General features: G+C 64.2%; 25 protein-coding genes. 23 read left to right on the top strand and 2 right to left on the bottom strand.

The features are described 5' to 3' along the window. The first annotated feature begins 294 nt into the window (after positions 1-294). From XW59_RS29800 to XW59_RS13655, 23 genes are all read left to right on the top strand, one after another. Positions 295-1,551, top strand: coding sequence for a flagellin (locus tag XW59_RS29800; protein ID WP_047145859.1), 1,257 nt, complete (start codon positions 295-297; stop codon positions 1,549-1,551). A gap of 230 nt (positions 1,552-1,781) precedes the next feature. Next, positions 1,782-3,041: a flagellin gene (locus tag XW59_RS13550; RefSeq protein ID WP_047145860.1), complete on the top strand. Its 1,260-nt coding sequence runs from the start codon at positions 1,782-1,784 to the stop codon at positions 3,039-3,041. A gap of 115 nt (positions 3,042-3,156) precedes the next feature. After that, positions 3,157-4,806: a flagellar basal-body MS-ring/collar protein FliF gene (fliF, locus tag XW59_RS13555; protein WP_047145861.1), complete on the top strand. Its 1,650-nt coding sequence runs from the start codon at positions 3,157-3,159 to the stop codon at positions 4,804-4,806. Continuing rightward, entirely contained in the window at positions 4,806-5,450 is a 645-nt protein-coding gene (locus tag XW59_RS13560) for a hypothetical protein (RefSeq protein WP_047145862.1), read from the top strand. Before fliF ends, XW59_RS13560 begins: the two co-directional genes overlap by 1 nt. Then, positions 5,447-6,685, top strand: coding sequence for a MotB family protein (locus tag XW59_RS13565; RefSeq protein ID WP_047145863.1), 1,239 nt, complete (start codon positions 5,447-5,449; stop codon positions 6,683-6,685). Before XW59_RS13560 ends, XW59_RS13565 begins: the two co-directional genes overlap by 4 nt. Next, the gene (locus XW59_RS13570; protein WP_047145864.1) at positions 6,685-7,902 is read left to right on the top strand and encodes a hypothetical protein; all 1,218 of its coding nucleotides are present in this window, start codon (positions 6,685-6,687) and stop codon (positions 7,900-7,902) included. Before XW59_RS13565 ends, XW59_RS13570 begins: the two co-directional genes overlap by 1 nt. Then, entirely contained in the window at positions 7,899-9,194 is a 1,296-nt protein-coding gene (locus tag XW59_RS29645; protein WP_052958164.1) for a flagellar hook-length control protein FliK, read from the top strand. The genes XW59_RS13570 and XW59_RS29645 overlap by 4 nt, the downstream gene beginning before the upstream one ends. Next, positions 9,160-9,714: a transglycosylase SLT domain-containing protein gene (locus XW59_RS13580; protein WP_047146049.1), complete on the top strand. Its 555-nt coding sequence runs from the start codon at positions 9,160-9,162 to the stop codon at positions 9,712-9,714. Before XW59_RS29645 ends, XW59_RS13580 begins: the two co-directional genes overlap by 35 nt. A 181-nt stretch (positions 9,715-9,895) precedes the next feature. After that, positions 9,896-10,564 (top strand): response regulator transcription factor, encoded by a 669-nt coding sequence (locus tag XW59_RS13585; RefSeq protein WP_047145865.1) that lies wholly within the window; start codon positions 9,896-9,898, stop codon positions 10,562-10,564. Positions 10,565-10,695: 131 nt separating this feature from the next. Continuing rightward, positions 10,696-11,982, top strand: a complete 1,287-nt coding sequence (locus tag XW59_RS13590) for a flagellar hook protein FlgE (protein ID WP_047145866.1) — start codon at positions 10,696-10,698, stop codon at positions 11,980-11,982. A 32-nt stretch (positions 11,983-12,014) separates the two neighbouring features. Then, positions 12,015-13,406: a flagellar hook-associated protein FlgK gene (flgK, locus tag XW59_RS13595; RefSeq protein ID WP_047145867.1), complete on the top strand. Its 1,392-nt coding sequence runs from the start codon at positions 12,015-12,017 to the stop codon at positions 13,404-13,406. Positions 13,407-13,411: 5 nt separating this feature from the next. After that, positions 13,412-14,473, top strand: coding sequence for a flagellar hook-associated family protein (locus XW59_RS13600; RefSeq protein ID WP_136068233.1), 1,062 nt, complete (start codon positions 13,412-13,414; stop codon positions 14,471-14,473). A gap of 39 nt (positions 14,474-14,512) precedes the next feature. Further along, a complete protein-coding gene (gene flaF, locus XW59_RS13605) occupies positions 14,513-14,860 on the top strand; it encodes a flagellar biosynthesis regulator FlaF (protein WP_047145868.1) in 348 nt (115 codons plus the stop codon). Beyond that, positions 14,857-15,294, top strand: a complete 438-nt coding sequence (gene flbT / locus XW59_RS13610) for a flagellar biosynthesis repressor FlbT (RefSeq protein WP_047145869.1) — start codon at positions 14,857-14,859, stop codon at positions 15,292-15,294. Before flaF ends, flbT begins: the two co-directional genes overlap by 4 nt. 5 nt (positions 15,295-15,299) lie before the next feature. Continuing rightward, positions 15,300-15,692, top strand: a complete 393-nt coding sequence (gene flgD / locus XW59_RS13615) for a flagellar hook assembly protein FlgD (RefSeq protein WP_047145870.1) — start codon at positions 15,300-15,302, stop codon at positions 15,690-15,692. Positions 15,693-15,696: 4 nt separating this feature from the next. Then, positions 15,697-15,963 carry a flagellar biosynthesis protein FliQ gene (fliQ, locus tag XW59_RS13620; RefSeq protein WP_047145871.1) on the top strand — a complete coding sequence of 89 codons (267 nt, stop codon included), beginning with the start codon at positions 15,697-15,699 and terminating at the stop codon, positions 15,961-15,963. Positions 15,964-16,060: 97 nt separating this feature from the next. Then, positions 16,061-18,151 (top strand): flagellar biosynthesis protein FlhA, encoded by a 2,091-nt coding sequence (gene flhA / locus XW59_RS13625; protein ID WP_137327024.1) that lies wholly within the window; start codon positions 16,061-16,063, stop codon positions 18,149-18,151. A 4-nt stretch (positions 18,152-18,155) separates the two neighbouring features. Continuing rightward, positions 18,156-18,914, top strand: a complete 759-nt coding sequence (fliR, locus tag XW59_RS13630) for a flagellar biosynthetic protein FliR (RefSeq protein ID WP_047145873.1) — start codon at positions 18,156-18,158, stop codon at positions 18,912-18,914. A 1-nt stretch (position 18,915) separates the two neighbouring features. Further along, positions 18,916-19,302 (top strand): hypothetical protein, encoded by a 387-nt coding sequence (locus XW59_RS13635; RefSeq protein WP_047145874.1) that lies wholly within the window; start codon positions 18,916-18,918, stop codon positions 19,300-19,302. A 65-nt stretch (positions 19,303-19,367) separates the two neighbouring features. Then, the gene (locus XW59_RS13640; protein WP_047145875.1) at positions 19,368-19,916 is read left to right on the top strand and encodes a rod-binding protein; all 549 of its coding nucleotides are present in this window, start codon (positions 19,368-19,370) and stop codon (positions 19,914-19,916) included. A 51-nt stretch (positions 19,917-19,967) separates the two neighbouring features. Further along, entirely contained in the window at positions 19,968-20,354 is a 387-nt protein-coding gene (locus XW59_RS13645; RefSeq protein ID WP_047145876.1) for a hypothetical protein, read from the top strand. Next, positions 20,354-20,857: a hypothetical protein gene (locus XW59_RS13650; protein WP_047145877.1), complete on the top strand. Its 504-nt coding sequence runs from the start codon at positions 20,354-20,356 to the stop codon at positions 20,855-20,857. The genes XW59_RS13645 and XW59_RS13650 overlap by 1 nt, the downstream gene beginning before the upstream one ends. Before the next feature lie 122 nt (positions 20,858-20,979). Beyond that, entirely contained in the window at positions 20,980-21,261 is a 282-nt protein-coding gene (locus XW59_RS13655; RefSeq protein WP_047145878.1) for an SCP2 sterol-binding domain-containing protein, read from the top strand. Positions 21,262-21,286: 25 nt separating this feature from the next. Here the strand turns inward: XW59_RS13655 and XW59_RS13660 are convergent, their stop codons facing one another. Beyond that, on the bottom strand, positions 21,287-21,898 hold the full coding sequence (locus XW59_RS13660) for an N-acetyltransferase (RefSeq protein WP_082137604.1): 612 nt from the start codon (positions 21,896-21,898) through the stop codon (positions 21,287-21,289). 172 nt (positions 21,899-22,070) lie between these two features. Next, positions 22,071-23,204, bottom strand: coding sequence for an ornithine/lysine decarboxylase (odc2, locus tag XW59_RS13665; protein WP_047145879.1), 1,134 nt, complete (start codon positions 23,202-23,204; stop codon positions 22,071-22,073). Positions 23,205-23,517 lie beyond the last annotated feature (313 nt).

The following is a 23,517-nucleotide window of genomic DNA, read 5'->3' on the forward strand; positions in this document are numbered from 1 at the left end:
GCCCAAGACGATCGCACATGATGGTGTGCCCTCGAACCCGCCGTGCTGCGGCTCTATACGCAACCTCCTCATCCTGAGGTGCTCCCCGCAGGGGAGCCTCGAAGGACGCATCACCCACGCCACATCCGGTAAAATTTAACCGACCCGCTTAGCCATTTGGTAGGGATTGGCGGCATACAACTCGCCATGCGTGACGGGTTGAGCGCGATGGTTCGCTCAAGGGCATGATGCCGCCCCGTCAAACCGGTCGGCCCGGTATGTCCCATAGTATCTCTTTCGAGGGGCATTTCTCCCATGGCAAGCATCAACACCAACGCCGCCGCTATGACGGCTCTCCAGACCTTGAAGACCACCAACAAGGCGCTGGACACCACACAGGGCCGCATCTCGACCGGCCTGCGCGTCGCAAACGCTTCCGACAACGCGGCCTACTGGTCGATCGCGACCACCATGCGTTCCGACAACTCGTCCATGTCGACGGTGCGCGACGCGCTCGGCCTGGGCGCCGCCCAGGTCGACATCGCCTACACTGCGATGGACGCCGTCAAGGACACGCTCAACACGATCAAGACCAAGCTCGTCGCCGCCTCCCAGCCGGACGTCGACAAGGCCAAGATCCAGGAAGAGATCAAGCAGCTCCAGAACGACCTGTCGACCTATGCCAAGTCCGCCAGCTTCTCCGGCGGCAACTGGCTCAACGTCGAAGGCTCCAGCATCGAGAAGGTCGTCGCCTCCTTCGTTCGTGGCGCCGACGGCGCGATCTCGCTCGGCACCATCGACGTCGACACGTCGAAGACCGCGCTGTTCAACTCCGGATCCAGCAATGGCCTGCTGCAGGGCACCGGCGCCTATTCGGTCGGCGGCCTCGAAGTCGGCGCATCGACCGCGGCCACGTGGGATACGGCCGGCAACGCCGCTGGCGATGATGCATCGGTCAGCCTTGGAAACCTGACCGACGGCTTCACGCTGGCCGAAGGCGACGCGCTGACCTTCGACGTCAGCTACAACGGCACGACGCACAAGATCGTCGTCACCGCGGCCGATCCCGACGCGGGATTGGAGGCCACCGACCTTCAGGCCGCGCTCGACGGCGCCTTCGGAGCGGACTACTTCACCGCCGGCATCGATGCCACCACCGGCGCGGTGACCATTTCCCGCACCGCCGAGGATGCCACCGAGAATGGAAAGTCGATCCAGGTCACCAATCTGAGGGCCACGTCCGAGAACGGTCTCGACGTCCTCGGCATGGACATCACCGATCTGTCGCAGGGCGACCTCACGAGCTTGATCAACGCCGTGGACAAGGCGCTGGGCTCCGTCACGACGGCTGCCTCCGACCTCGGCGCGATCAAGACCCGCATCGACTCGCAGCAGACCTTCGTGGGCAAACTGATGGACGCCGTCGACCGCGGCGTCGGCCAGCTCGTCGACGCCGACATGAGCGAGGAATCGACCCGTCTGCAGGCGCTTCAGGTCCAGCAGCAGCTCGGCATCCAGGCGCTCTCCATCGCCAACGGCAACGCACAGTCGATCCTCTCGCTCTTCCGTTAAGAGCGAGCATCGAGACAATCGGCAACAGCCGATCGGAAGGCCGCGCCCTCGGGCGCGGCCTTTTTTCTTGGCCGAGATGTCTCATTAACCATTTGGTAACCTTACCGAAGCACTAATCGCTTGGTGACGGGTTGAGCGCGATGGTTCGCTCAAGGGCATGATGCCGCCCCCGTCAAACCGGCGAGCCCGGTATTTCCCGATTTCAGCAACGACCAAGAGGCATCTCGCATATGTCGAGCATCAATACCAATGCCGCCGCCATGACGGCTCTCCAGACCTTGAAGTCCACCAACAAGGCGCTGGACATCACCCAGGGCCGCATCTCCACCGGTTTCCGGGTTGCGGAGGCTTCCGACAACGCGGCCTACTGGTCGATCGCGACCACCATGCGTTCCGACAATTCGTCCATGTCGACGGTGCGCGACGCGCTCGGCCTGGGCGCCGCCCAGGTCGACATCGCCTACACCGCGATGGACGCCGTCAAGGACACGCTCAACACGATCAAGACCAAGCTCGTCGCCGCCTCCCAGCCGGACGTCGACAAGGCCAAGATCCAGGAAGAGATCAAGCAGCTCCAGAACGACCTGTCGACCTATGCCAAGTCCGCCAGCTTCTCCGGCGGCAACTGGCTCAACGTCGAAGGCTCCAGCATCGAGAAGGTCGTCGCCTCCTTCGTTCGTGGCGCCGACGGCGCGATCTCGCTCGGCACCATCGACGTCGACACGTCGAAGACCGCGCTGTTCAACTCCGGATCCAGCAATGGCCTGCTGCAGGGCACCGGCGCCTATTCGGTCGGCGGCCTCGAAGTCGGCGCATCGACCGCGGCCACGTGGGATACGGCCGGCAACGCCGCTGGCGATGATGCATCGGTCAGCCTTGGAAACCTGACCGACGGCTTCACGCTGGCCGAAGGCGACGCGCTGACCTTCGACGTCAGCTACAACGGCACGACGCACAAGATCGTCGTCACCGCGGCCGATCCCGACGCGGGATTGGAGGCCACCGACCTTCAGGCCGCGCTCGACGGCGCCTTCGGAGCGGACTACTTCACCGCCGGCATCGATGCCACCACCGGCGCGGTGACCATTTCCCGCACCGCCGAGGATGCCACCGAGAATGGAAAGTCGATCCAGGTCACCAATCTGAGGGCCACGTCCGAGAACGGTCTCGACGTCCTCGGCATCGACATCACCGATCTGCCGCAGGGCGACCTCACGAGCTTGATCAACGCCGTGGACAAGGCACTCGGCTCCGTCACGACGGCCGCTTCCGACCTCGGCGCGATCAAGACCCGTGTCGAATCCCAGCAGACCTTCGTCTCGAAGCTGATGGACGCCGTCGACCGCGGCATCGGCCAGCTCGTCGACGCCGACATGAGCGAGGAATCGACCCGTCTGCAAGCCCTCCAGGTCCAGCAGCAGCTCGGCGTCCAGGCGCTCTCCATCGCCAACGGCAACGCACAGTCGATCCTCTCGCTCTTCCGCAGCTAGGAGCATCGGCGTTCCAGAACTTGATGGGGTCGCGCCACGGCGCGGCCCCATTTCATTTTCGCACAAGCTTCGCGACCTATTCTCGCCCGAGCCGTTAATCCCGGAGCGCGAAGCCTTGCCTGTTCAGATCCAGACCATCATCGACAATCTCCGCAGTTTCGGGCCGAAGCGCCTCGCGATCCTCGGCGGCGTCGGCGCGGCCATCGTCGCGGTGATCATCACCGCCTCGATCTATCTGAACCGGCCTGCCTACGAGACGCTCTATGTCGGTCTCGACCGCAGCGACATCGGCCAGATCGGCATGGTGCTCGGCGAGGCCGGCATCCGTTTCGACATTTCGAGCGACGGAACGAGCGTGCTCGTGCCCGCCGGCAGCACTGGCCAGGCGCGCATGCTGCTCGCCGAGCGCGGCCTGCCGACGAGCAGCAATGCGGGCTATGAGCTCTTCGACAATGTCGGCTCCTTCGGGCTCACCTCCTTCATGCAGCAGGTCACCCGCCTGCGCGCCCTGGAGGGCGAGATCGCCCGCACCATCCAGTCGATCAACGGCATCAAGTCGGCGCGCGTGCACCTGGTGATGCCGGAACGCGCAAGCTTCCGCCAGCAGGAGCAGCAGCCTTCCGCTTCCGTCGTCATCCGCGCCGAAAGGAGGGACGCCACGGGCGCCGCCTATTCGATCCGCCACCTCGTCGCGGCGGCCGTTCCCGGTCTCGACGCCGACAAGGTGACCGTGCTCGACGCTTCCGGCCAGCTTCTCGCCGCCGGCGACGACCCCAACAGCAACGGCGCCAGCCGCTCGATCGGCGTCGAGCGCACGATCGAGACGCAGATCGAGGACAATATCCGACGCGCCCTGGCACCCTATCTCGGCCACGAGAACTTCCGCACCAGTGTCCGCGCCGAAGTGAACACCGACACCCGCCAGATCGAGGAAACCATCTTCGATCCGGAATCGCGCGTCGAGCGCTCGGTCCAGGTGGTGCGCTCGAACGACGTGGCGAACCAGCGCCAGGCAGCGCCTCCGACGACCGTGCAGCAGAACCTGCCTGAAGAGGAGGCCGCGGCGGCCGAAGGCCCGCAATCCTCCGAGCAGCGCGAACGCCGCGAGGAAACCACCAATTACGAGCTGAACACCAAGCGCATAGCGACCGTCAGCAACGGCTATTCCGTCACCAAGCTGTCGATTGCGGTGGTCGTGAACGAGCAGCGGCTGGCGGGCATCCTCGGCGATGGCGCGACGCCCGAGAACATCGCGGCGCGCGTCCAGGAAATCCAGACCATGGTGGCATCCGCGACCGGTCTCGACACCGCGCGCGGCGACGTCATAACCGTGTCGGCGGTCGAGTTCATCGAAGGTTCCGACGGCATCACGGTCGAAACCCCGGGCATCATGGAATCGCTTGCCCGCCACGCCGGTACGATGATCAACGCGGCCGCCTTCATCATCGTCGTCTTCCTCGTCACCTGGTTCGGCCTGCGTCCGCTCATTAATGCCGTGGTGAAGCCCGCCGACACCGCCGGCGACGCCACCGGCTTCGACGATTTGCAGCTTTCGCTGCCCAATCCGCTCGACAATCTGCAGCTGCCCGACCCGATGGCCGACGGCGGCATGGGCGGCATGGCCTTCCCCGACCACATGGCCAACGACATCCGCTTCAAGCTGAAGCCCGCGCCGCAGGATCGCCTCTCGCAGATGGTCGATCTCAATGAGGAGCGCTCGGCCCTCATCCTGCGCAAATGGGCTAACCAGGAGGTCGCAGCCTGATGGCCCGCCGCGCATTGGCCGACGCGCTCGTCGATTTCGCGGCGGCTCCTCCCCTGGCGCCAGCGCCGGTGCCGTATTCCCTCGGCGAGTTCGGCCCAGGGAGCGGCATGGAAAATCCCGAGCCGGTCGAACTGCCCGACATCGACGGCATGATCGCCGCGGCGGTAACGGAGGCGGAAGCAGCCCTTGCCGAGCGCCTGTCGCAGGAACACGCGGAGGCACTGGAGGCGCAGCGCGAAAGGCACGCCGCCGAGCTTGCGGAACTGACGAACCAGCTCGCCGCCGAGGCGAGCGCGAGGGTCGCCTCGCGGATCCAGGAAATGGAGGAACGGATCGTGGAACTCACCACCTCCGTCACCGCGCGCATCCTCGGCATGACGTTGACCGAGGAGTTGCGGGACCGCTCCATCGAAAGCCTCGGCCGGACGATCCATGACGCGCTCCTCGACGACGAGGCCGTGCGCATCAAGGTGCGCGGTCCAGTCACCCTCTACGAAGCCTTGAAGGCGGCCATGCCCGCGCATGCCGGCCATCTCGACTTCGCCGAAAGCCCGGGCATGGACCTTTCCGTCTCGATTGACGGCACGATCTTCGAGACGCGCCTCGCCGACTGGCGCGAATCTCTTGCGGAGGCCCTGTCATGAGCGCCTTCGACGCCGGGGATTCACGCAAGGAGATCATCATCGTCAAGCGCCGCCGTGCGGAGGAGGACGAGGGCCATCACGGCTCGGCCTGGAAGATCGCCTTCGCCGACTTCATGACCGCGATGATGTGCTTCTTCCTGGTGATGTGGCTGATCAGCGCCGCCAACGAGCAGGCCAAGGCGTCGATCGCCGCCTATTTCAACCCGATGACGCTGGTGGACCGCACCCCGCCCTCCGCCAAGGGCATAGACGATCCCGGCGAGACGCGCGGCCAGGAGAGCCCGGCCTCGCAGACCGAGCAATCGGAGGAGGAACCCGAGAAGCGCATGCACGACCGGGCCGGGCCGGGCCAGCACGCGAACTCGATAAACACCGCCGACACACGGCAGACCTCGGACGAGCACCTCTTTTCCGACCCCTATGCCGTGCTCGCCGAAATTGCGGCGCAGACGGCCACCTTGCAGAACGTGAGCAGCAAGGGCGACGGCGGCATGCAGACCTCGGGTCCCGCGACCGGCGCGGAGGGCGGCGAATCCTACCGCGATCCGTTCGCGCCCGATTTCTGGTCGCGCGAGATCGGCAATCCGGAAGAGCCGGAGGTGTTCGAGGAGCGGGTCGAAGCGCCCGCGGGGGAGACGCCGGCGGAGGCCGTTGCCGACACCGCGGCCGAAATACCCGCCGAAGCGCCCGCCCCCACGGAAATCGCGAGGTTGGAAGCACCGAAGCCCACGCCGGCGGAAACCGGGACAACGACCGAACGGCCGGCGGACGCGACCACGCGGATGGCGGAAGAAATCCGCGGCGAGATCGCGACCGCCTTCGGCGCCGACAACCGGCTCAACCAGACCATCTCCGTCGTTCCGCAGCGTGACGGCGTGCTGATCTCGGTCACCGACGAGCTCAATTACGGTATGTTCGAGATCGGTTCGGCGGTACCGCAGCGCGAGCTCGTGCTCGCCATGGAAAGGATCAGCCGGGCGCTCGGTGGGCAGCCCGGCAGGATCGTCATCAAGGGCCATACGGACGGGCGCCCGTTCCGCGGCGCGAATTACGACAATTGGCGTCTCTCCACGGCGCGCGCCCATGCCGCCTACTACATGCTGGTCCGCGGCGGCCTGGAAGAGACCCGCGTGCGCGAGGTCGCCGGCCATGCCGACCGCGAGCTGAAGGTCCCGGCAAATCCGCTCGCCGACGCCAACAGGCGCATCGAGATTCTTCTGGAGACCGGAAACTGATGGCCACGCCGCGCTTCAAGCCCGCATCGCTCGCATTCGCCGCGTCGCTCTCCCTGCCCTTGCTGGCGGCGCAGGCGGGCGCAAGCTCGCTGCCGCCCTACAAGATGGTGCGTTCGCTCCAGCTCGTGCAGGACCTCATCGCCGACGGCGACCACGCCGTCCTGCCGATGCAGCGCAAAATACTGGAGCTTATAGACCGCAGGTTGCGGGCGAGCACCGCCACCGATTTCGAGGATGACCGGAACTTTCGCGCGCTCCTGGTCTACGCCATGAGCGGCGGCAACCCGGCGACCGTCGGCAGTTTGCTCGATAAGCTCACGCTGGAGGAGATCGAGAGGACGGCCGGCATCGGCGTCGTCAGCTATTTGAACGGGCTCGTGTTCGAAGCGCGCGAGGCGATGAGCGGGTTCGACCCGGAACAGTTCCCCCATGAGGTTGCCGCCTTTCTCTACCTGGTGAAGGGCTCCGTCGTCGGAGCGGAGAACGCGGGCGAAGCGATCGGCCTGCTCGACAAGGCGCGGCTTCTCAGCCCCGGAACCTTGGTCGAGGAAGCCGCATTGCGCCGAACGCTGTCGCTCGCCGTGTCGGAAAGCCAGCCGGAGCGCTTCTTCCCGGCCTCGAGCCAATATGCGCGGCGCTTCCTGCGTTCGCCCTATGCGGGCCAGTTCGCGGATACTTTCGTGTCAGGCGTGGCCGAGATGGCTACATCGGCAAATCTCCCGCAGATCACGGAAACCGTCTCCTGGATGACGAGGGAGCAGGCCAAGACGATCTATCTGCGGATCGCAAGACAGGCCGCGATCGACGGCAAATCCGAGCTGCTCGCGTTCGCCGCGGCCAAGGCCAACGAATATGACGGCGCCGACACTGCGCCGGATCCCCGCAGCGATCTCTATGCCGGCATTTCCTCGGTCACCTCCGAATCGGTCGACGAGGTGCTGGAATCGCTGACGAAGCTCGATCCCGCAACGCTTTCGGCGCGGGACCGCGAGCTTCTCAAGGCCGCCAAGGGCATTGCCAAGGACGTTCTTGCGCCGCCGCTGGAACAGACGAACGCGAAACCTTCGCCCTCACCCGCACGGATCGCCGACGCGCCGGGCGGGAACGAGACTGCCGAAGATCTCGAGAACGAACTGGGCATCGACAGGGACATCGTGGCCTCGACCCGATCGAAACTCGAAGCCATCGACAAACTGCTGACGGAGACGGAACGATGACCGGACAGGTTTCCTTCGGCGTGCTTTCGCTTGCGGCTCCGGCCAAGACCAGCGAGCGTGGCGGCCAAGCGGGCGATGCCGGCGGTTTCGACGACGCACTCAATCCGCGCGACCGAAAGATTCCGAACCGGTTTCATGGCGACGAGGCGGAAGGCTTTGGCAAGGAACAGCGGATCGCGCCGCACCTGCCCTGGCGCGCCGGCATGCTGCATGAAGCGCTGCAGGCCGGCAAGATCGTCAAGCTGGAAGATGCCGCCGCCTTCGACGACATCACTGAGCTCGAGTTCGACGCCGAAGCTCTTCCCGTCACTGAAATAGAGGAAGAACCCGTAGTCGTCGCTCCGGACGAGGAAAACGTCGCGCCCGACGATGCCGATGCAGCCCTCGGCGCGCTCGCGGCCGCGCTTCCGCCGGCGCCTCCGAAGGAAGCGGCCGGTCGCGCCGCCGGCCAGAGCGATCCACAGTCCATCCCCGATGCCGAAGCCGACCCGGAAGCCGGCGGAGGAACAAGGCGCGACATCATGGCGGCCGGTACGACGCAGGCCAAGCCAGCCGCGCCCGTTACCTCGATTGCTTCGGATCGTCCGGCAGCTAACCCGCCAGCCAATCCGCAGGCCGCGACGCGCGGCACGGAAACCGGGCAGCCAGCCGCACGGGAACAGACCGCGTCCCGCGCTCCGATGCCCGCCACGGATGCTTCAGCCGCGCCGCAGCCGCGCGTCACCGTGGTCGGCGCGCAGAACGCTCCGGCACCGGCGACACCCGCGGTGCTCGCACTCAACCCGACGGCTGCGAGCGTCGTCGGCGCGATCGAGGCCGAGCCGGTGTGGCGGAGCGTCGCACAGGAAGCCGCCGCAAATCAGATGCAGCGCGGCACGGGTACGCTCGCCTCCGTCAGCACGCTGAAAATACAGCTTCACCCCGCCGAATTGGGTGTCGTGACGGCTCGTCTGACGGCGACCGGATCACAACTATCAATTGAAATCCAGGTCGACAATTCGGATGCCCGTCATCGCCTTGCCAACGATTCCGAGGCGATCGTCAAGGCGCTCCGATCGCTCGGATACGACGTCGACAAGATCACCATTCAGCAGACCGCAAACACGAGCGCGAACAATGGCCAGGCAAGCTCCGGACGCGATCTCTCCTTCTCCAACCAACAGGCATCGGGCGAGGGCGGCGAAGGCCGCAAGGGCGGCGGAGGACAGTCCCAGCAGTCCGGCGACGAGGCGAGGAACGCGGCGATGGACGGCATGGCTGAGCGCGCTTCTGGCGGCGGGATATATATCTAACGCCGCGCCTGGAACTGCCCTCGCGGCTACAAATGCCTGCGAGCCCGAAATTCTGCGGGCGGCGGAAAAATACGGCATTCCGGTCGGCATACTCTACGCCGTCGGCCTCACCGAGACGGGCAAGAAGGGGAGCCTCCAGCCCAATGCGCTCAATATCGAGGGCCGAGCGGTATTCGCGAGAACCCCCACGGAAGCGCTCCTGGAGTTCAGCAAGGCGCGGGCAAGCGGGGTCAAGCTCATCGATCTCGGCTGCATGCAGATCAACCATCACTACCATGCCGACAAATTCGCGAACGCCAGGCAGATGCTCGATCCACGCAGCAATGTCGACTATGCCGCGCGCTTTCTCGTGCAGCTCAAGCGGCAACACCAGACCTGGTCGATGGCCGTCGCGCGCTACCATGCCGGCCCGAACAACGATCCCGCGCAGAAGCGCTATGTCTGCCGGGTGATCACCAACATGGTGGCGACCGGCTTCGGAAAATGGACCCCGGAGGCCAGGAAGTTCTGCAATTCCTAATTGTATTGGAAGTTCCGAATCCAAACGCGAGATTCCTGCTTTGCCGGCTTGCGAGCGTATGCTGAGGAGCGCGCGGAGACTCCCAAGAAACTAGCTATAGGAAATTACAGTTGCCGGGGATTCCTGCCACCGGTTACCCCTTGCTCCAGGAAATAGCACAACTGATTCGGAGGGCGGGCCGATGATTGTGATCGTGGACGAGCGCGAGCTCGTAAAGGATGGCTATCATTCACTTTTTGAGCGCGAGGGCGTGGCTAGCGCCGGCTTCGGCTCGAATGAATTCCAGGAGTGGGTATCAAGCGCTCCGGAAACCGATCTGAAGGCGGTACGCGCCTTCCTGATCGGCGAATGCGCGCAGGACATGGTCTCGCCTCGCAAGATTCGTGACCGCACTTCCGCGCCGGTGATCGCGCTCAGCGATCAACCTTCCCTCGAGAACACCTTGCGCCTGTTCGAGGCAGGCGTCGACGACGTGGTTCGCAAGCCGGTCCACATCCGCGAAATCCTGGCGCGCATCTCCGCGATCAGCCGCCGCAACCATGACGAGATCAGCTTCACGCAGGTAGGCGCGATGCGGATATTCGTCGACGGCCGCGATCCCGAGATCGACGGCCAGCCGCTGCCCCTGCCGAGGCGCGAGCGCCGCATCCTGGAATATCTGGCGAGCAATTGCGGACGACGGGTGACGAAGACCCAGGTCTTCAATGCCATCTACGGCATTTTCGACGAGGAGGTCGAGGAGAACGTCGTCGAAAGCCACATCAGCAAGCTGCGCAAGAAACTGCGCCAGAAGCTTGGCTACGACCCAATCGATTCCAAGAGATTCCTCGGCTACCGCCTCGTCGTCTGAACCCTGCAAGGATGCCGATGCCCGGGAGCTTCCGATGACTGCGAACGGCGCCGGCGATACGAATACAGCTTCACGCAAGTCAAGACGCCTATCCTCATGAGAAGCCGACAGAAATCTGAGGAGAAGTCTCAATGAGCTTGTATGGAATGATGCGCACCGGCGTGTCGGGCATGGCGGCGCAGTCGAGCCGCCTGGCCACCGTTGCCGACAACATCGCGAATTCCGGAACCACGGGGTACAAGCGCGCAAGCGTCGAGTTCTCCTCGATGGTCATTCCGAACACCGGCGGCAGCTACACCTCCGGCGGCGTCGCCACGCAGGTCCGCTACTCGATCTCCCAGGCCGGCAACATCCAGTACACCACGTCGGCGACCGACCTTGCCATCAAGGGCAACGGTTTCTTCGTGGTGCAGGACGCGAGCGGCCAGCCCTTCCTGACGCGCGCCGGCTCCTTCGTGCCGGACGGCCAGGGCCGGCTGGTGAACGCGGCGGGCTTCTACCTGATGGGCTACAATTACGAGAACGGCATCCCGAGCCCCGTGGCCAACGGTTATGCGGGTCTCGAGACCGTCCAGATTTCAGGCAAGGAGCTGACGGCCACGCCGACGACCAGCGGCAAGTTCACCGGCAACCTTCCTTACGGTTCTCCGGTATGGACGGGACCGGACCTGTCGACGAACCCCAACATCAATCCCGAGGAGCTGGAAGCCGGCATCAAGGCGGGTTCGGTCGTCAAATCGTCGGTGATCACGTACAACAATGTCGGCGAGGAAGTGCTGGTCGACCTCTATTTCGCCAAGACCGCCGCAAACGAATGGCAGGTCACCGCCTACTACCAGCCGGACGCGAGCGCGGGAACGTCCTTTCCATATACCGGCCCCGCGATCGGCACCGGGGAAATCACCTTCGATCCGACCAATGGAAAGCTGCTGTCCGGCGGCAACATGAATATCGATCTGACGGGCCTGAACGGCCAGATGATCGATCTCGACCTTTCCACCATGACCCAGCTCGCGACGGACTACACGCCCGGCCCGGCCACCATGAACGGCAACGCGCCGGCCGCCATCAAGCAGGTCCTGATCGGAGCGGACGGCATCATCTATGCCGAATACGAGAACGGCGCGACCTCGCCGCTCTACAGGCTGCCGCTGGCGACCGTGCAGAGCCCCGACCAGTTGCGGGTTCTGCCGGGCAACGTTTTCTCGGCGGGCCTTGAATCCGGCAACGTCCAGATCGGCTTTGCCAACCAGGGCGGCTTCGGCGCCGTCACTTCCGGCGCGCTGGAAAACTCCAACGTCGATATCGCCGAGGAACTCACCAACATGATCGAGTCGCAGCGCAACTACACCGCGAACTCGAAAGTGTTCCAGACCGGTTCGGATCTCATGGACGTACTCGTGAATCTGAAAAGGTAATCTGACGGCGACGAGCATTTGATAGAGGGGCAATGTCACTTTCAACAGCACTAAGCATCGCGCAGAACTCGCTTCTGAACACCTCGCGGCAGTTGGGCGTGGTCTCGCGAAACCTTTCGGAAGTCGGCAACCCTGACTATGCCCGTCGCAGCGCGACCCTCTCGAGCCTCGCGCCGGGAGCCCGCATCGTCCAGATCCAGCGGGCGATGAACGATGCGCTGTTTAAGCAGAACCTGACTGCGCTGTCCGGCTGGACGGCGCAGGACACCATCGTCTCCGGCCTCGATCGCCTTCAGATCTCCGTCAACGGCGTCGACAACTCCACCTCCGCCGCCAAATCGCTCGGCGAGTTCCAGAACGCGCTGCAGCTCTATTCGGCCAATCCGTCGAACCGGACGCTGGGCGAGAACGCCGTGGAGATCGCGCGCACTCTCGTGCGCAATCTCAACAACGGCACATCGTCGATCCAGTCGTTCCGCACGGACATGGACCGGCAGATCGCGGCCGGAGTTGACGAGCTGAACGGGCTGCTGGCCGATTTCAAGACAGCCAACGACGAAATCACCGCAGGCACGCGCGCGGGCCGTGACGTCCTCGACGCGCTCGACCGGCGCGACGCGCTCCTGAAGAAGATTTCCGAGCTTGTACCGATTTCAACGATCACGCGCGGCGACAACGACGTCGTGATCGTGACGAGCGACGGCGCAACCCTGTTCGAGACCTCGCCGCGCGCCGTGACCTTCGAACCGACGCCCGCCTATGGGGCGGGCTCGACCGGCAACAATATCCGCATCGACGGCGTGCCGCTCACCGCCGGTGCAGGCGGCAACACCACCGCCGGAGGTTCGCTGGCTGCGATGATGCAGCTTCGCGACCAGACCGCGGTCGGCATGCAGTTGCAGCTCGACGAGACCGCGCGCGCGCTCAACGATGCGATCCCCGGGCTTCTCACCTTCACCGGAAACATCACCGATCCCGGCTTCGCCGGCAGGATCTCGGTCAACGCGGCCATCGATCACAATGCCGGCGGCAACCCGGAACTCCTGCGCGACGGCATTCTCGCCAACGCCAATCCGGACGGCAATGCAAGCTTCAACGATCTGTTGATCGGCTATCTCGAAGCCCTCGAAGCGCCACGGACCTTCCAGACCGCCGCCGGCGCGACCGCCAGCATGAGCCTTATGGGCTACACCGCGGACTCGGTGAGCTGGCTGGAGGCGAACCGCAAGGCAGCCGCCAGCGGAGCGGAGGCAAAGAGCGCGCTGCTGATGAAGACGAGCACCGCGCTTTCCAATGTCACCAACGTCAACGAGGACGAGGAAATGGCGCTGCTGCTGGAGCTGGAGCACTCCTATGCCGCCTCGGCCCGCCTGCTCCAGACCATCGACAACATGCTGGCCGTATTGCTCGACGCTACGAGATAATTGTCATGAAGATTTCCTACGTTTCCACCCAGGCCGTCTCGCAGGCGATGCGCTACCAGATGCTGCGCATGCAGGCCGACCTCGCCAAGGCACAGCAGGAAAACACGACCTGGCGCCACGCCGACGTCGGCGTGGCCATCGGCGCGCGCGCCGGCCAGTCGCTTTCCATGTCGCGCGAGATAGATCGCCTCAAGGGGCTGGTGGATTCCAACCAGCTCGCCAAATCACGCCTTTCCTCGACGCAGCTCACCCTGCAGGAAATGACCAAGGCATCGCAGGAATTGCTGTCGGCACTGACGACCGCGATGTCCGGCACGTCGGATCTTTCGATCGTTCAGGCACAGGCGCAGGCCACGCTCGACAAGATGACGGCGGACCTGAACACGAATCTGAACGGCGAATACATCTTCGCCGGCATCAACACCGACGTTAAGCCGGTCAACGATTTCCTCGACGAGAACTCGCCGAACCGGCAGGCCTTCGACGCGGCATTCGTCGCAAGGTTCGGCTTCGCGCAGGACCATCCCGACGCGGCGAACATTTCCGCCGAGGACATGGCCGATTTCATCGAGACCGATCTCGAGCCGTTGTTCCTCGGCGCCGCATGGAACGACCCCGCGACCGGTTGGTCGAACGCCACCGACCAGACGATCACGAGCAGGATCACGCTCTCCGAAACGGCACAGACTTCCGTCTCGGCCAACATTCCCGGCGTGCGCAAGCTGGCCATGGCCTCCGCGATGGTGACGAACCTCTTCGCGGACGGCGCGATCGGCGGCGAGGCGGCGGACGTGATCCTGGAGAAGGCGGCCGCGCTCGTGGGCGAGGCCATCGTCGATCTTGCCAACCAGCAATCCTACACCGGCATCACCGAGCAGCGCCTGACGAATGCCAGCGAGCGCATGTCGATGCAGAAGGATCTTTTGACGAAGAACATCAATGACCTCGAAGGGGTCGACCCCTACGAAGCATCGACGAGGGTTTCCGGCCTGCTCGCGCAGATCGAGATATCCTACGCACTTACCTCAAGAATCCAGCAACTCAGCCTGGTCCGCTACCTCTCCTAGGGTTGCGGCGGGCGGCCATCGAGCGAAAACGGAAATCCGATGTACCAATTCTCCTATGCCGAAGTTCAGGACGATTCCGTCGCGGAAGCCAAGGACCGCGAACGGCAGTTGCTTGACCGCTCGATCAATCTTTTGACAGCGGCGCGGGAAAAGGGGCCGCAGTCGATCGAGGCCGCCCAGGCCATCCATTTCCTCAACCGTGTCTGGTCGGCCTTCGTCGAGGATCTCGGCAGCCCGGAAAACGAGCTTCCGAAGGAACTGCGCGCCAACCTGATCTCGATCGGCCTGTGGCTGCTGCGCGAGGGCGAGGAAGTACGCCAGGGACGATCCGAGAATTTCGACGGTCTGATCGAGGTGTCCCAGATCATCCGCGACGGCATTCAATGAAGCCCAGACTGAAGATAACGCTGAAGGCGAACGAGAAGATCTACGTCAACGGCGCGGTCATCAAGACGGACCGCAAGGTCTCGCTGGAATTTCTCAACGACGTGCAGTTCCTCCTGGAGGGCCATGTGCTCCAGGCGGAAGACGCAGTCACCCCGCTGAAGCAGCTCTACTTCATCGTCCAGATCATGCTGATCAATCCGGAAGGCGCCGACAGCGCGCGCGCGATGTTCCGCAGCTCGCTGCCGATGCTGCTGGACTGCTTTTCCGACGACCAGATCCTTTCCTCGCTCAAGCACATCGACCGTCTCGTCGGCGAAGGCCATATCTACGAGGCGCTGAAGGCTATCCGGTCGCTTTACAAGCTCGAGGCAGAAATTCTCGAAAGGGGCGAGGCGCCCAATTCCATGCCATTGCACGTGGCCGCAGCGGAGTAATCAAGATGAACGTCCCTCCCATAAGCACCACCAACACCGGCACGACGAATACGACCAACGCCGCACAGACGGTGGACTATCAGTCCTTCCTGCGGCTGCTCGTCGCGCAGATGAAAAACCAGGATCCCACCAGCCCGATGGAATCGACCGACTACGTCGCCCAGCTCGCGACCTTCTCGCAGGTCGAGCAGTCGGTGCAGATGAACAACAGGCTCGAGCAGATCCTGCAGGCCTCGACCTTCTCGCAGGCCGGCGACCTGATCGGACGCGAGATCGAATCCGCCGACGGCAAGATCAAGGGCAAGGTCGAGAGCGTTCGACTGTTCAGCGACGGCATCATGGCGATCCTCGACAACGGCGAGCAGCTGCCGGTCTGGGCCGGCGTCATCATCCGCTGATTCCATGAACGAGGCCGACGCGCTCGACATCGTGCAGTTCGCCATCTGGACCGTGCTGACCGCCGCCGGCCCCGCGGTGGCGGTGGCGATGCTCGTCGGCGTCGGCATCGCCTTCTTCCAGGCACTCACGCAGGTGCAGGAAATCACGCTGACATTCGTGCCGAAGATCGTCGCGATCCTGCTGACCGTCGCCTTCTCCGCCCCCTTCGTCGGGGCGCAGATAAACGCCTTCACCACGGTGATGTTCCAGCGCATCGAAAACGGCTTCTGATCGCCGTCATCTCACCCTCGCGCAAGCTTGGGCGGCTAGTCTCTCCGCAAAGGCGTCCTAGCGGCGCGTCACAGCATAGAGACGGTCAGTCCCAAGCATGGCAATAATCGACACCGCCGCCCCCGTCACCGACCCCCGCCGCTACGGCAGGGACGTGGCATTCGCGATCGGCATCATCACGATCCTTTCGATCCTGTTCCTGCCGATACCGGCCTTCCTCATCGACATGGGTCTGGCGTTCTCGATCGCCGTGTCCGTCCTGATCCTCATGGTGGCGCTGTGGATCCAGCGGCCGCTGGACTTCACCTCCTTTCCGACGATCCTCCTGATCGTCACCATGCTTCGCCTGGCGCTCAACATCGCCACCACGCGTGTCATCCTTTCACACGGAAACGAGGGAACGGACGCCGCCGGCTACGTGATCGGCGGCTTCTCCAGGCTGGTCATGGCCGGCGACTTCGTCATCGGCCTCATCGTCTTTCTGATCCTGATCGTGGTGAACTTCATCGTCATCACCAAGGGCGCGACGCGCATCGCCGAGGTCGGGGCGAGGTTCACGCTCGACGCCATTCCCGGCAAGCAGATGTCGATCGACGCCGACCTCTCCGCCGGCATCATCGACGAGAAGCAGGCCCAGCTTCGCCGCCGCGAATTGGAGGAGGAAAGCTCCTTCTTCGGCTCGATGGACGGTGCTTCGAAATTCGTCCGCGGCGACGCCATCGCCGGCCTGATCATCACGGCGATCAACATCATCGGCGGCATCGCCATCGGCTACACGCGCCACGGCATGGGTATGGGCGAGGCGGCGGACGTGTTCGTCAAGCTGTCGGTCGGCGACGGCCTCGTGACGCAGATCCCCGCGCTCATCGTCTCGCTCGCCGCCGGCCTGCTCGTCTCGAAAGGCGGAACCCGCGGGTCGACCGACCAGGCCGTGTTCGGCCAGCTCGGCGCCTATCCGCGCGCGCTCTCCGTGGCCGCCCTGCTGCTGCTGCTGCTGGGCCTGATGCCCGGCCTGCCGCTCTTCCCCTTCCTTCTGCTCGCGGCCGCCATGGCGACCGTAGCCTACGTCATCCCGCTCCAGCGCAAGCGCGCGGAGGCCGTCGTTCAGGAGGCAGAGAAGCAGACGGCGCTCGCGAAGGAGGAAGAGGAGAAACAGTCGGTCAAGTCCTCCCTCAAGACCGCCGAAATCGAGCTTCTGATCGGCAAGCAGCTCTCGACGAGGCTGCTGACCTCGCATCAGGAACTGTCGTTCCGCATGAACAAGATGCGCAAGAAGTTCGCCAGCCAGTACGGCTTCGTCGTTCCCGAGGTGCGTCTGACGGACGATTATTCGATCCCGCCGAAGAGCTACCAGATCAAGGTGCACGGCACGGTGGTCGCGGAATACCAGATGCGCGTCGGCGAGCTGATGGTCCTGCTCGGCAACGGCAAGCTGCCCGAGATGCCTGGCGAGGAAGTGCGCGAGCCCGCATTCGGCATGCGCGCCTATTCCGTCTCGGAAACCTTCGCGGAAGATCTGAAGCGCGAACGCCTTACCTTCGCAGACAACATGTCGGTTCTGCTCACCCATCTGAGCGAGGTGATCCGCAACAACCTGCCGCAGCTTCTCTCCTACAAGGACATGAAGGCGCTGATCGAGCGGCAGGACCCCGAATACCGCAAGCTGATCGACGAGATCTGCACCTCGCATATCTCCTACCCGGGCTTCCAGGCGGTGCTCAAGCTGCTGCTCGCAGAGCGCGTCTCGATCCGCAACCTGCATCTCATCATCGAGGCGATCGCCGAAATCGCGCCGCATGTCCGACGCACCGAGCAGATCGTCGAGCATGTACGCATCCGCATGGCGCAGCAGATCTGCGGCGATCTCTCCGAGAGCGGCATGCTGAAGGTGCTCCGGCTCGGCAATCGCTGGGATCTCGCCTTCCACCAGGCGCTGAAGCGCGACAACAAGGGAGAAATACGCGAATTCGACATCGACCCGCGCCAGCTCGAGGAATTCGGCCAGGATGCCGGCAAGGCGGTCCGCGAGCATCTCGACGCCGGCGAGCGCTTCGTCCTGGTCACGGCGCCCGACGCGCGACCCTATGTCCGCATGATCGTGGAACGGCTGTTCCCTACCCTGCCGGTGTTGTCGCATGTGGAGATCGCGCGCGGCGTCGAGGTCCGGGTTCTCGGCTCGATTTCCTGAGATCATGCTCGAAAGCCTCCCGCTCGAAGCGATCGCGACGGCCGCGTTCCTGGCCTTCTGCCGCATCGGCGCGTGCTTCATGATCATGCCGGGGCTCTCCAGCGCCCGCGTGCCGCTCCAGGTCCGCCTGTTCGTGGCGATCGCCGCCACCTGGGCGCTTCTCGCCCATCTCTGGGACGCGATCCTGCCGTTCACGGACCGGCGCCCGGACAATCTGCTGCTGCTGGTCGCCTCCGAGCTGCTCGTCGGCGGCCTGATGGGATTGGTGGCGCGCCTCTACATGCTCGCCCTGGAATTCATCGGCTCGGTGATCGCGATGAACATCGGCTATGGCGGCATGCTGGGATCGTCGATCGAGGATAACGAGCCGCAATCCGCTCTCGGCGCGATCATCTCGTTCTCGGCGCTGCTGCTGCTCTTCGTGCTGGATTTCCACCACCAGATCGTGCGCGCCCTCGTCTCCTCCTATCAGGCGATACCGATCGAGGCCCTGTTCGACCCGCGCGGCTCGCTGGTCGACGTCACCGACACGTTGCGCGAATCCTTCTACATCATGATGCGGCTCGGCAGCCCCTTCGTCGCCTACGCCATCCTGGTCAACCTGGCGACCGGCTTCGTCAACAAGCTCACGCCGCAGATCCCGGTCTATTTCATCTCCCTGCCCTTCGTCATCGCGGGCGGACTGACGCTCCTTTATTTCGGCATAACCACCTTCCTCAGCCTCGCCATGGACGGCTTCATTCCAACGACGATCGGACGCTGACATGTCGGCACGCACGGACAGGCTGAAACGACTGGTGAAGCTGCAAAAGCAGATCAAGGCGCTGCACGAGACCAGGCGCGCAACGCACATCGCCCAGGCGGCCGCGGCCGACGACGAGGCCAGGGCATTGCTCGATTCGCTCAACGCCGCCTCGCCGCTGCCCGGCCTCTTTCCCGATATCTACAACCGGCGCATCGGCTCGGCGATCGGACGCAAGGAAGCCCATACGGTGAAGGCGAAGGAGGAAAGCGGGCGCGTCGCCACGGCCAGGGCCCGCACCACAATGGTGGAGAACGCCTATCGCGAAGCATCGCGCCTGGACGAGAGGGAATCCGCGGAACGCGAGCAGATCGAAGCCCTCGAACGCAAGCTCACCGGCCGCAAGTAAGCCTGCCACAAGCTTAGCCGGGCATATTCGGCCCCGAATCCTGTAAAAGATGGGAGGTTTATTCCTTGGCTATCTCTCCACCCGGCGACATCATCCTCGACGTGGTCCGCGCGGCGGAGCCTGCCTCCGTGGAGGCCGCGCAAAGCCGGCTGAAGGCGATGGCCGGAGCGAGCGGCGCCGAAACGCCATTTCAGGTGGCAACGGCGGAAGCGACACGTGAACCGGTTTCGCGGAAAAGCGGCAAGGCCGACAGCTTCCAGAAATTCGAAGCGCTCGTCCTCCAGACCTTCCTCAAATCCATGCTGCCCGCGGACACGAGCTCGGTCTACGGGCAGGGCCTTTCGGGGGAGATGTGGCAATCGATGCTCGCCGAGCAGCTCGGCGAGACGATGGCGAAGCGCGGCGGCATCGGCATCGCCGACCGTGTCCTGCGCGACCACTACAAGAACGGCGAGGTCAAGGTGCCGCTGCAGGGCGTCTCCCACGACCCGGCCAAGCCCGAAATCGACAAACAGAAGATGCTTTCCGCGGCGCGTGTCCAGGAAATCCAGCGCGAGATGGCGCGAAGCCTGAACGAGGACATGGCCGCGCCTGCAAATGGCCCGCGTGGATGAACAACGTAAGAGCAAGATGAGACATTCCATATGGCAAACGATGCAGCCTCAATGCAGCAAGTCGACCTGGCAACGAGCGGGGCGGCGCTCATGAGCCTTTCATCGATATTGGAACGCATCGAAGAGGCGGTCGAGGTAGAGACCGCCTCCATCAGGACCGACGCGCATTTCGACATAAAGGCGTCCAACGCGCGCAAAAGCCGCTATCTGTACGAGCTCAACAAGGCGATCTCGGGCCTTAACGGCGTGCAGATCATCGGCGAGCATCGCGAAGGCATCATCCGACTTCGCGAGAAGCTGGCGGCCAACGAGCAGGCGATCCTCGCCCATCTCAACGCCGTCAACGAAGTGGCCACCATGCTCCGCGACGCCATCCAGCGCTCGGAAGCCGACGGGACCTATACGGAACGCGAATTCGGCGGGGCGAACGGCGCCTGATGCTCAAGCTCGTCGTCGCAGCAATCTGGATAAGCATCGCCACGACCGGTGCCGTGCTCTACTCTTTCCAGTCGAGGCAAAGCCCGGAGGACACGGCGGCGGAACCGAACGCGTTCCAGGGTCTCGACTATGTGAAGAGCGGCGTGATCTCGGTGCCGCTCTTCAGCGACGGCAAGGTCTTCGGCTATTTCCTGGCGCGGCTGGTCTACACGGCGGAGGCGAAGCGGCTCAACCAGCTCAAGCTGCCGGCCGAAGCCCTTCTGACGGACGAAGTCTATTCCTACCTCTTCGCCAATCCGCAGATCGATTTCACGAAGCGCGACGATGTCGATCTGAACGCCTTTCGCGACGGCATCCGCAATGCGGTGAACGAGCGTATCGGCGAGCCGCTGATCCGCGACGTGCTGGTCGAGCAGATGGATTTCCTGCCCAAGAAGGATGTCAGCCCGAACACGGTCCGCGAGGCGAGCATCCCCTCGCCCGCCGAAGCGCCGGCGCAGTGATCCAAGGTCGCTTCCATACCGGCCGGCTGCCCTGAATCACATTGACGTAAACGTCAATCGGCTGTTAAGTTTCGCCGATCTTCCAACAGCCGCGATGCGGCGCGCCTAGAAGGAGTTTCCTCATGAGCCTTGACGATATCGCAGCCAAGATTCGCCAGCGCGTCGCCGACAGCGATTTCGACAAGTCGGTCAAGTTCGACCTCGGCGGCGACGGGGTGATCGTGATCGACGGGAGCGAAGTGACCACCGAGGACCGCGGCGCCGACTGCACCATCACGCTTTCCAAGGACGATTTCGAATCGCTCGTGGCCGGCGAGCTCGATCCGACCGCCGCCTTCATGCAGGGCAAGCTGAAGGTCGATGGCGACATGTCCGTCGCCATGCAGCTCAGCCAGGTGCTCTAGGAAGTCACCGACGCGAGGACGATCTTCAGGCAGCCCGCGCCGAACGCGCGGGCTTTGCTTTTCTGCCGGTCGGCGCGAGCACGCCCGAAGCGCCGCTGAGAGCGCCTTGCGACAGTTCGAGCGCCAGGAAACGCTCCCGCTCGTAGGGGCCGGGCATCGCCAGCGCCGCCGTCTTCTCCGCCGAGAAGCCGAACCGCGCATAGTAAGGCGCGTCGCCGACGAGCAGGATCGCGCCATGGCCGAGCCGCCGCGCCTCGTTGACGGCATGACGCATCAGCGCGGAGCCGATGCCGGCCGATTTCAGCGCGGGGTCGACGGCAAGCGGTCCGAGCAGAAGTGTGTTGGGCCCGTTGTCGCCCAGCCGCACGTCCCACAGCCTGACCGTGCCCACAAGGTTTCCGCCCGCATCCTTCGCGACGAAGGCCAGCCCTTCGGAAGGAACGCGGCCGCGGCGCAGCTTCTCCGACGACTTGCGCTTGCGCATCGGCCCCATGACGCGGTCGAGCAGCGCCTCGCGCGCCAGAACGTCCGTGGAGATTTCGGCAACGACGGTGAATGCTGGATTGGCATTGGCAGCCCCCTCACCCGGCACGCGCGAGCCACCCTCTCCCCCGTGGGGAAAGGAGGGCGCAGCCATCGCGGCCGGCATCTTCTCCCCGCCCGGGAGAAGGCGGCGCGAAGCACCGGATGAGGGGGAAACGTTATCGAGGACTTGCATCGGCGTGATCCTTCACGAGCGGAGGCTGTTCCACAGGCGAGCCCGCCGCCGGCGAGGCCGGCGACAGGGCGATCCGAACGGCCGGAGCCGTTCAGATCACGTAGGATCGGAGAGGCTCGAACCCGTTGAAGGCGACGGCCGAATAGGTCGTCGTGTAGGCGCCGGTGCCTTCGATCAGCACCTCGTCGCCGATGGTCAGCGACAGAGGCAGCGGATAGGGCGTCTTCTCGTAGAGCACGTCGGCCGAATCGCAGGTCGGGCCGGCAAGCACGCAGGGAGACTTCTCGTCGCCGTCGCGTTCCGTCACGATCGGGTAGCGGATCGCCTCGTCCATCGTCTCGGCAAGGCCGCCGAACTTGCCGATGTCGAGATAGACCCAGCGCACATTGTCGTTGTCGGCCTTCTTGGAGATCAGCACGACCTCGGACTTGATGACGCCGGCATTGCCGACCATGCCGCGACCGGGCTCGATGATCGTCTCCGGAAGGCGGTTGCCGAAATGCCTGCTCAGCGCCTCGAAAATCGCCTGGCCGTAGGCCTGCGCGGACGGCACGTCCTTCAGGTAGCGGGTCGGAAAACCGCCGCCCATATTGACCATCCGCAAGGTGATGCCTTCCTCCGCCAGTCTCGCGAACACGGCCTTGGCGTCGCCGAGCGCCTTGTCCCAGGCGGTAAGGTCGGTCTGCTGCGAGCCGACATGGAAGGAGACGCCATAGGCGTCGAGGCCGAGGCGGCTGGCGTGACGCAGCACGTCCACCGCCATGGCAGGAACGCAGCCGAACTTGCGCGACAGCGGCCATTCCGCGCCCTCGCCGTCGGTGAGGACGCGGCAGAAGACGCGGCTGCCGGGCGCCACGCGCGCGACCTTCTCCACCTCTTCGACGCAGTCCACCGCGAAGAGCCGGATACCGAGTTCGTAGGCGCGCGCGATGTCGCGCTCCTTCTTGATCGTGTTGCCGTAGGAGATGCGCTCGGCCGGCGCACCGGCATCCATCGCCATCTCGATCTCGGCGACCGAAGCGGTATCGAAGGACGAGCCGAGACCGGCAAGCAGGCGCAGGATCTCGGGCGCGGGATTGGCCTTCACCGCGTAGTAGATCCTGGATTCCGGCAGGGCCTTCTCGAAGGCGTGATAGTTGTCGCGCACCACGTCGAGATCGACGACGAGGCAGGGGCCGGTCGGACGTCGGGTGGCGAGGAAATCGATTATGCGCTGCGTGGCCATCGGCGTGCTCCATCCTGCGCTTCCTTGCGGTTGCGCATCATCAAGCTGCGACGGAGGCTGTGTGCCTGGACGTCGCGGTTGGACAAAGGCGCTCACGCAGTCACGGAACCAGCCGGTGGAAATACCGGAACCATGAAGACGCTTCGCGCGGTTATGGATCATGGCCGCACCTGGCCTTGATCCGCTTTGTCTGCCTTGGCTTGGATGGGAAACCCTGTCCGCACTGCCGGCAAGGAAGGTGTGCCTCTTCAGTAACCCCGGTCTATGGACGACCGGCAGAACACCAGAAAGGCCCGCACCGTCGTTGCTTCAA

Origin of the sequence: Aquamicrobium sp. LC103 (assembly GCF_001014615.2) — a bacterium.
Lineage (GTDB): Bacteria > Pseudomonadota > Alphaproteobacteria > Rhizobiales > Rhizobiaceae > LBCQ02.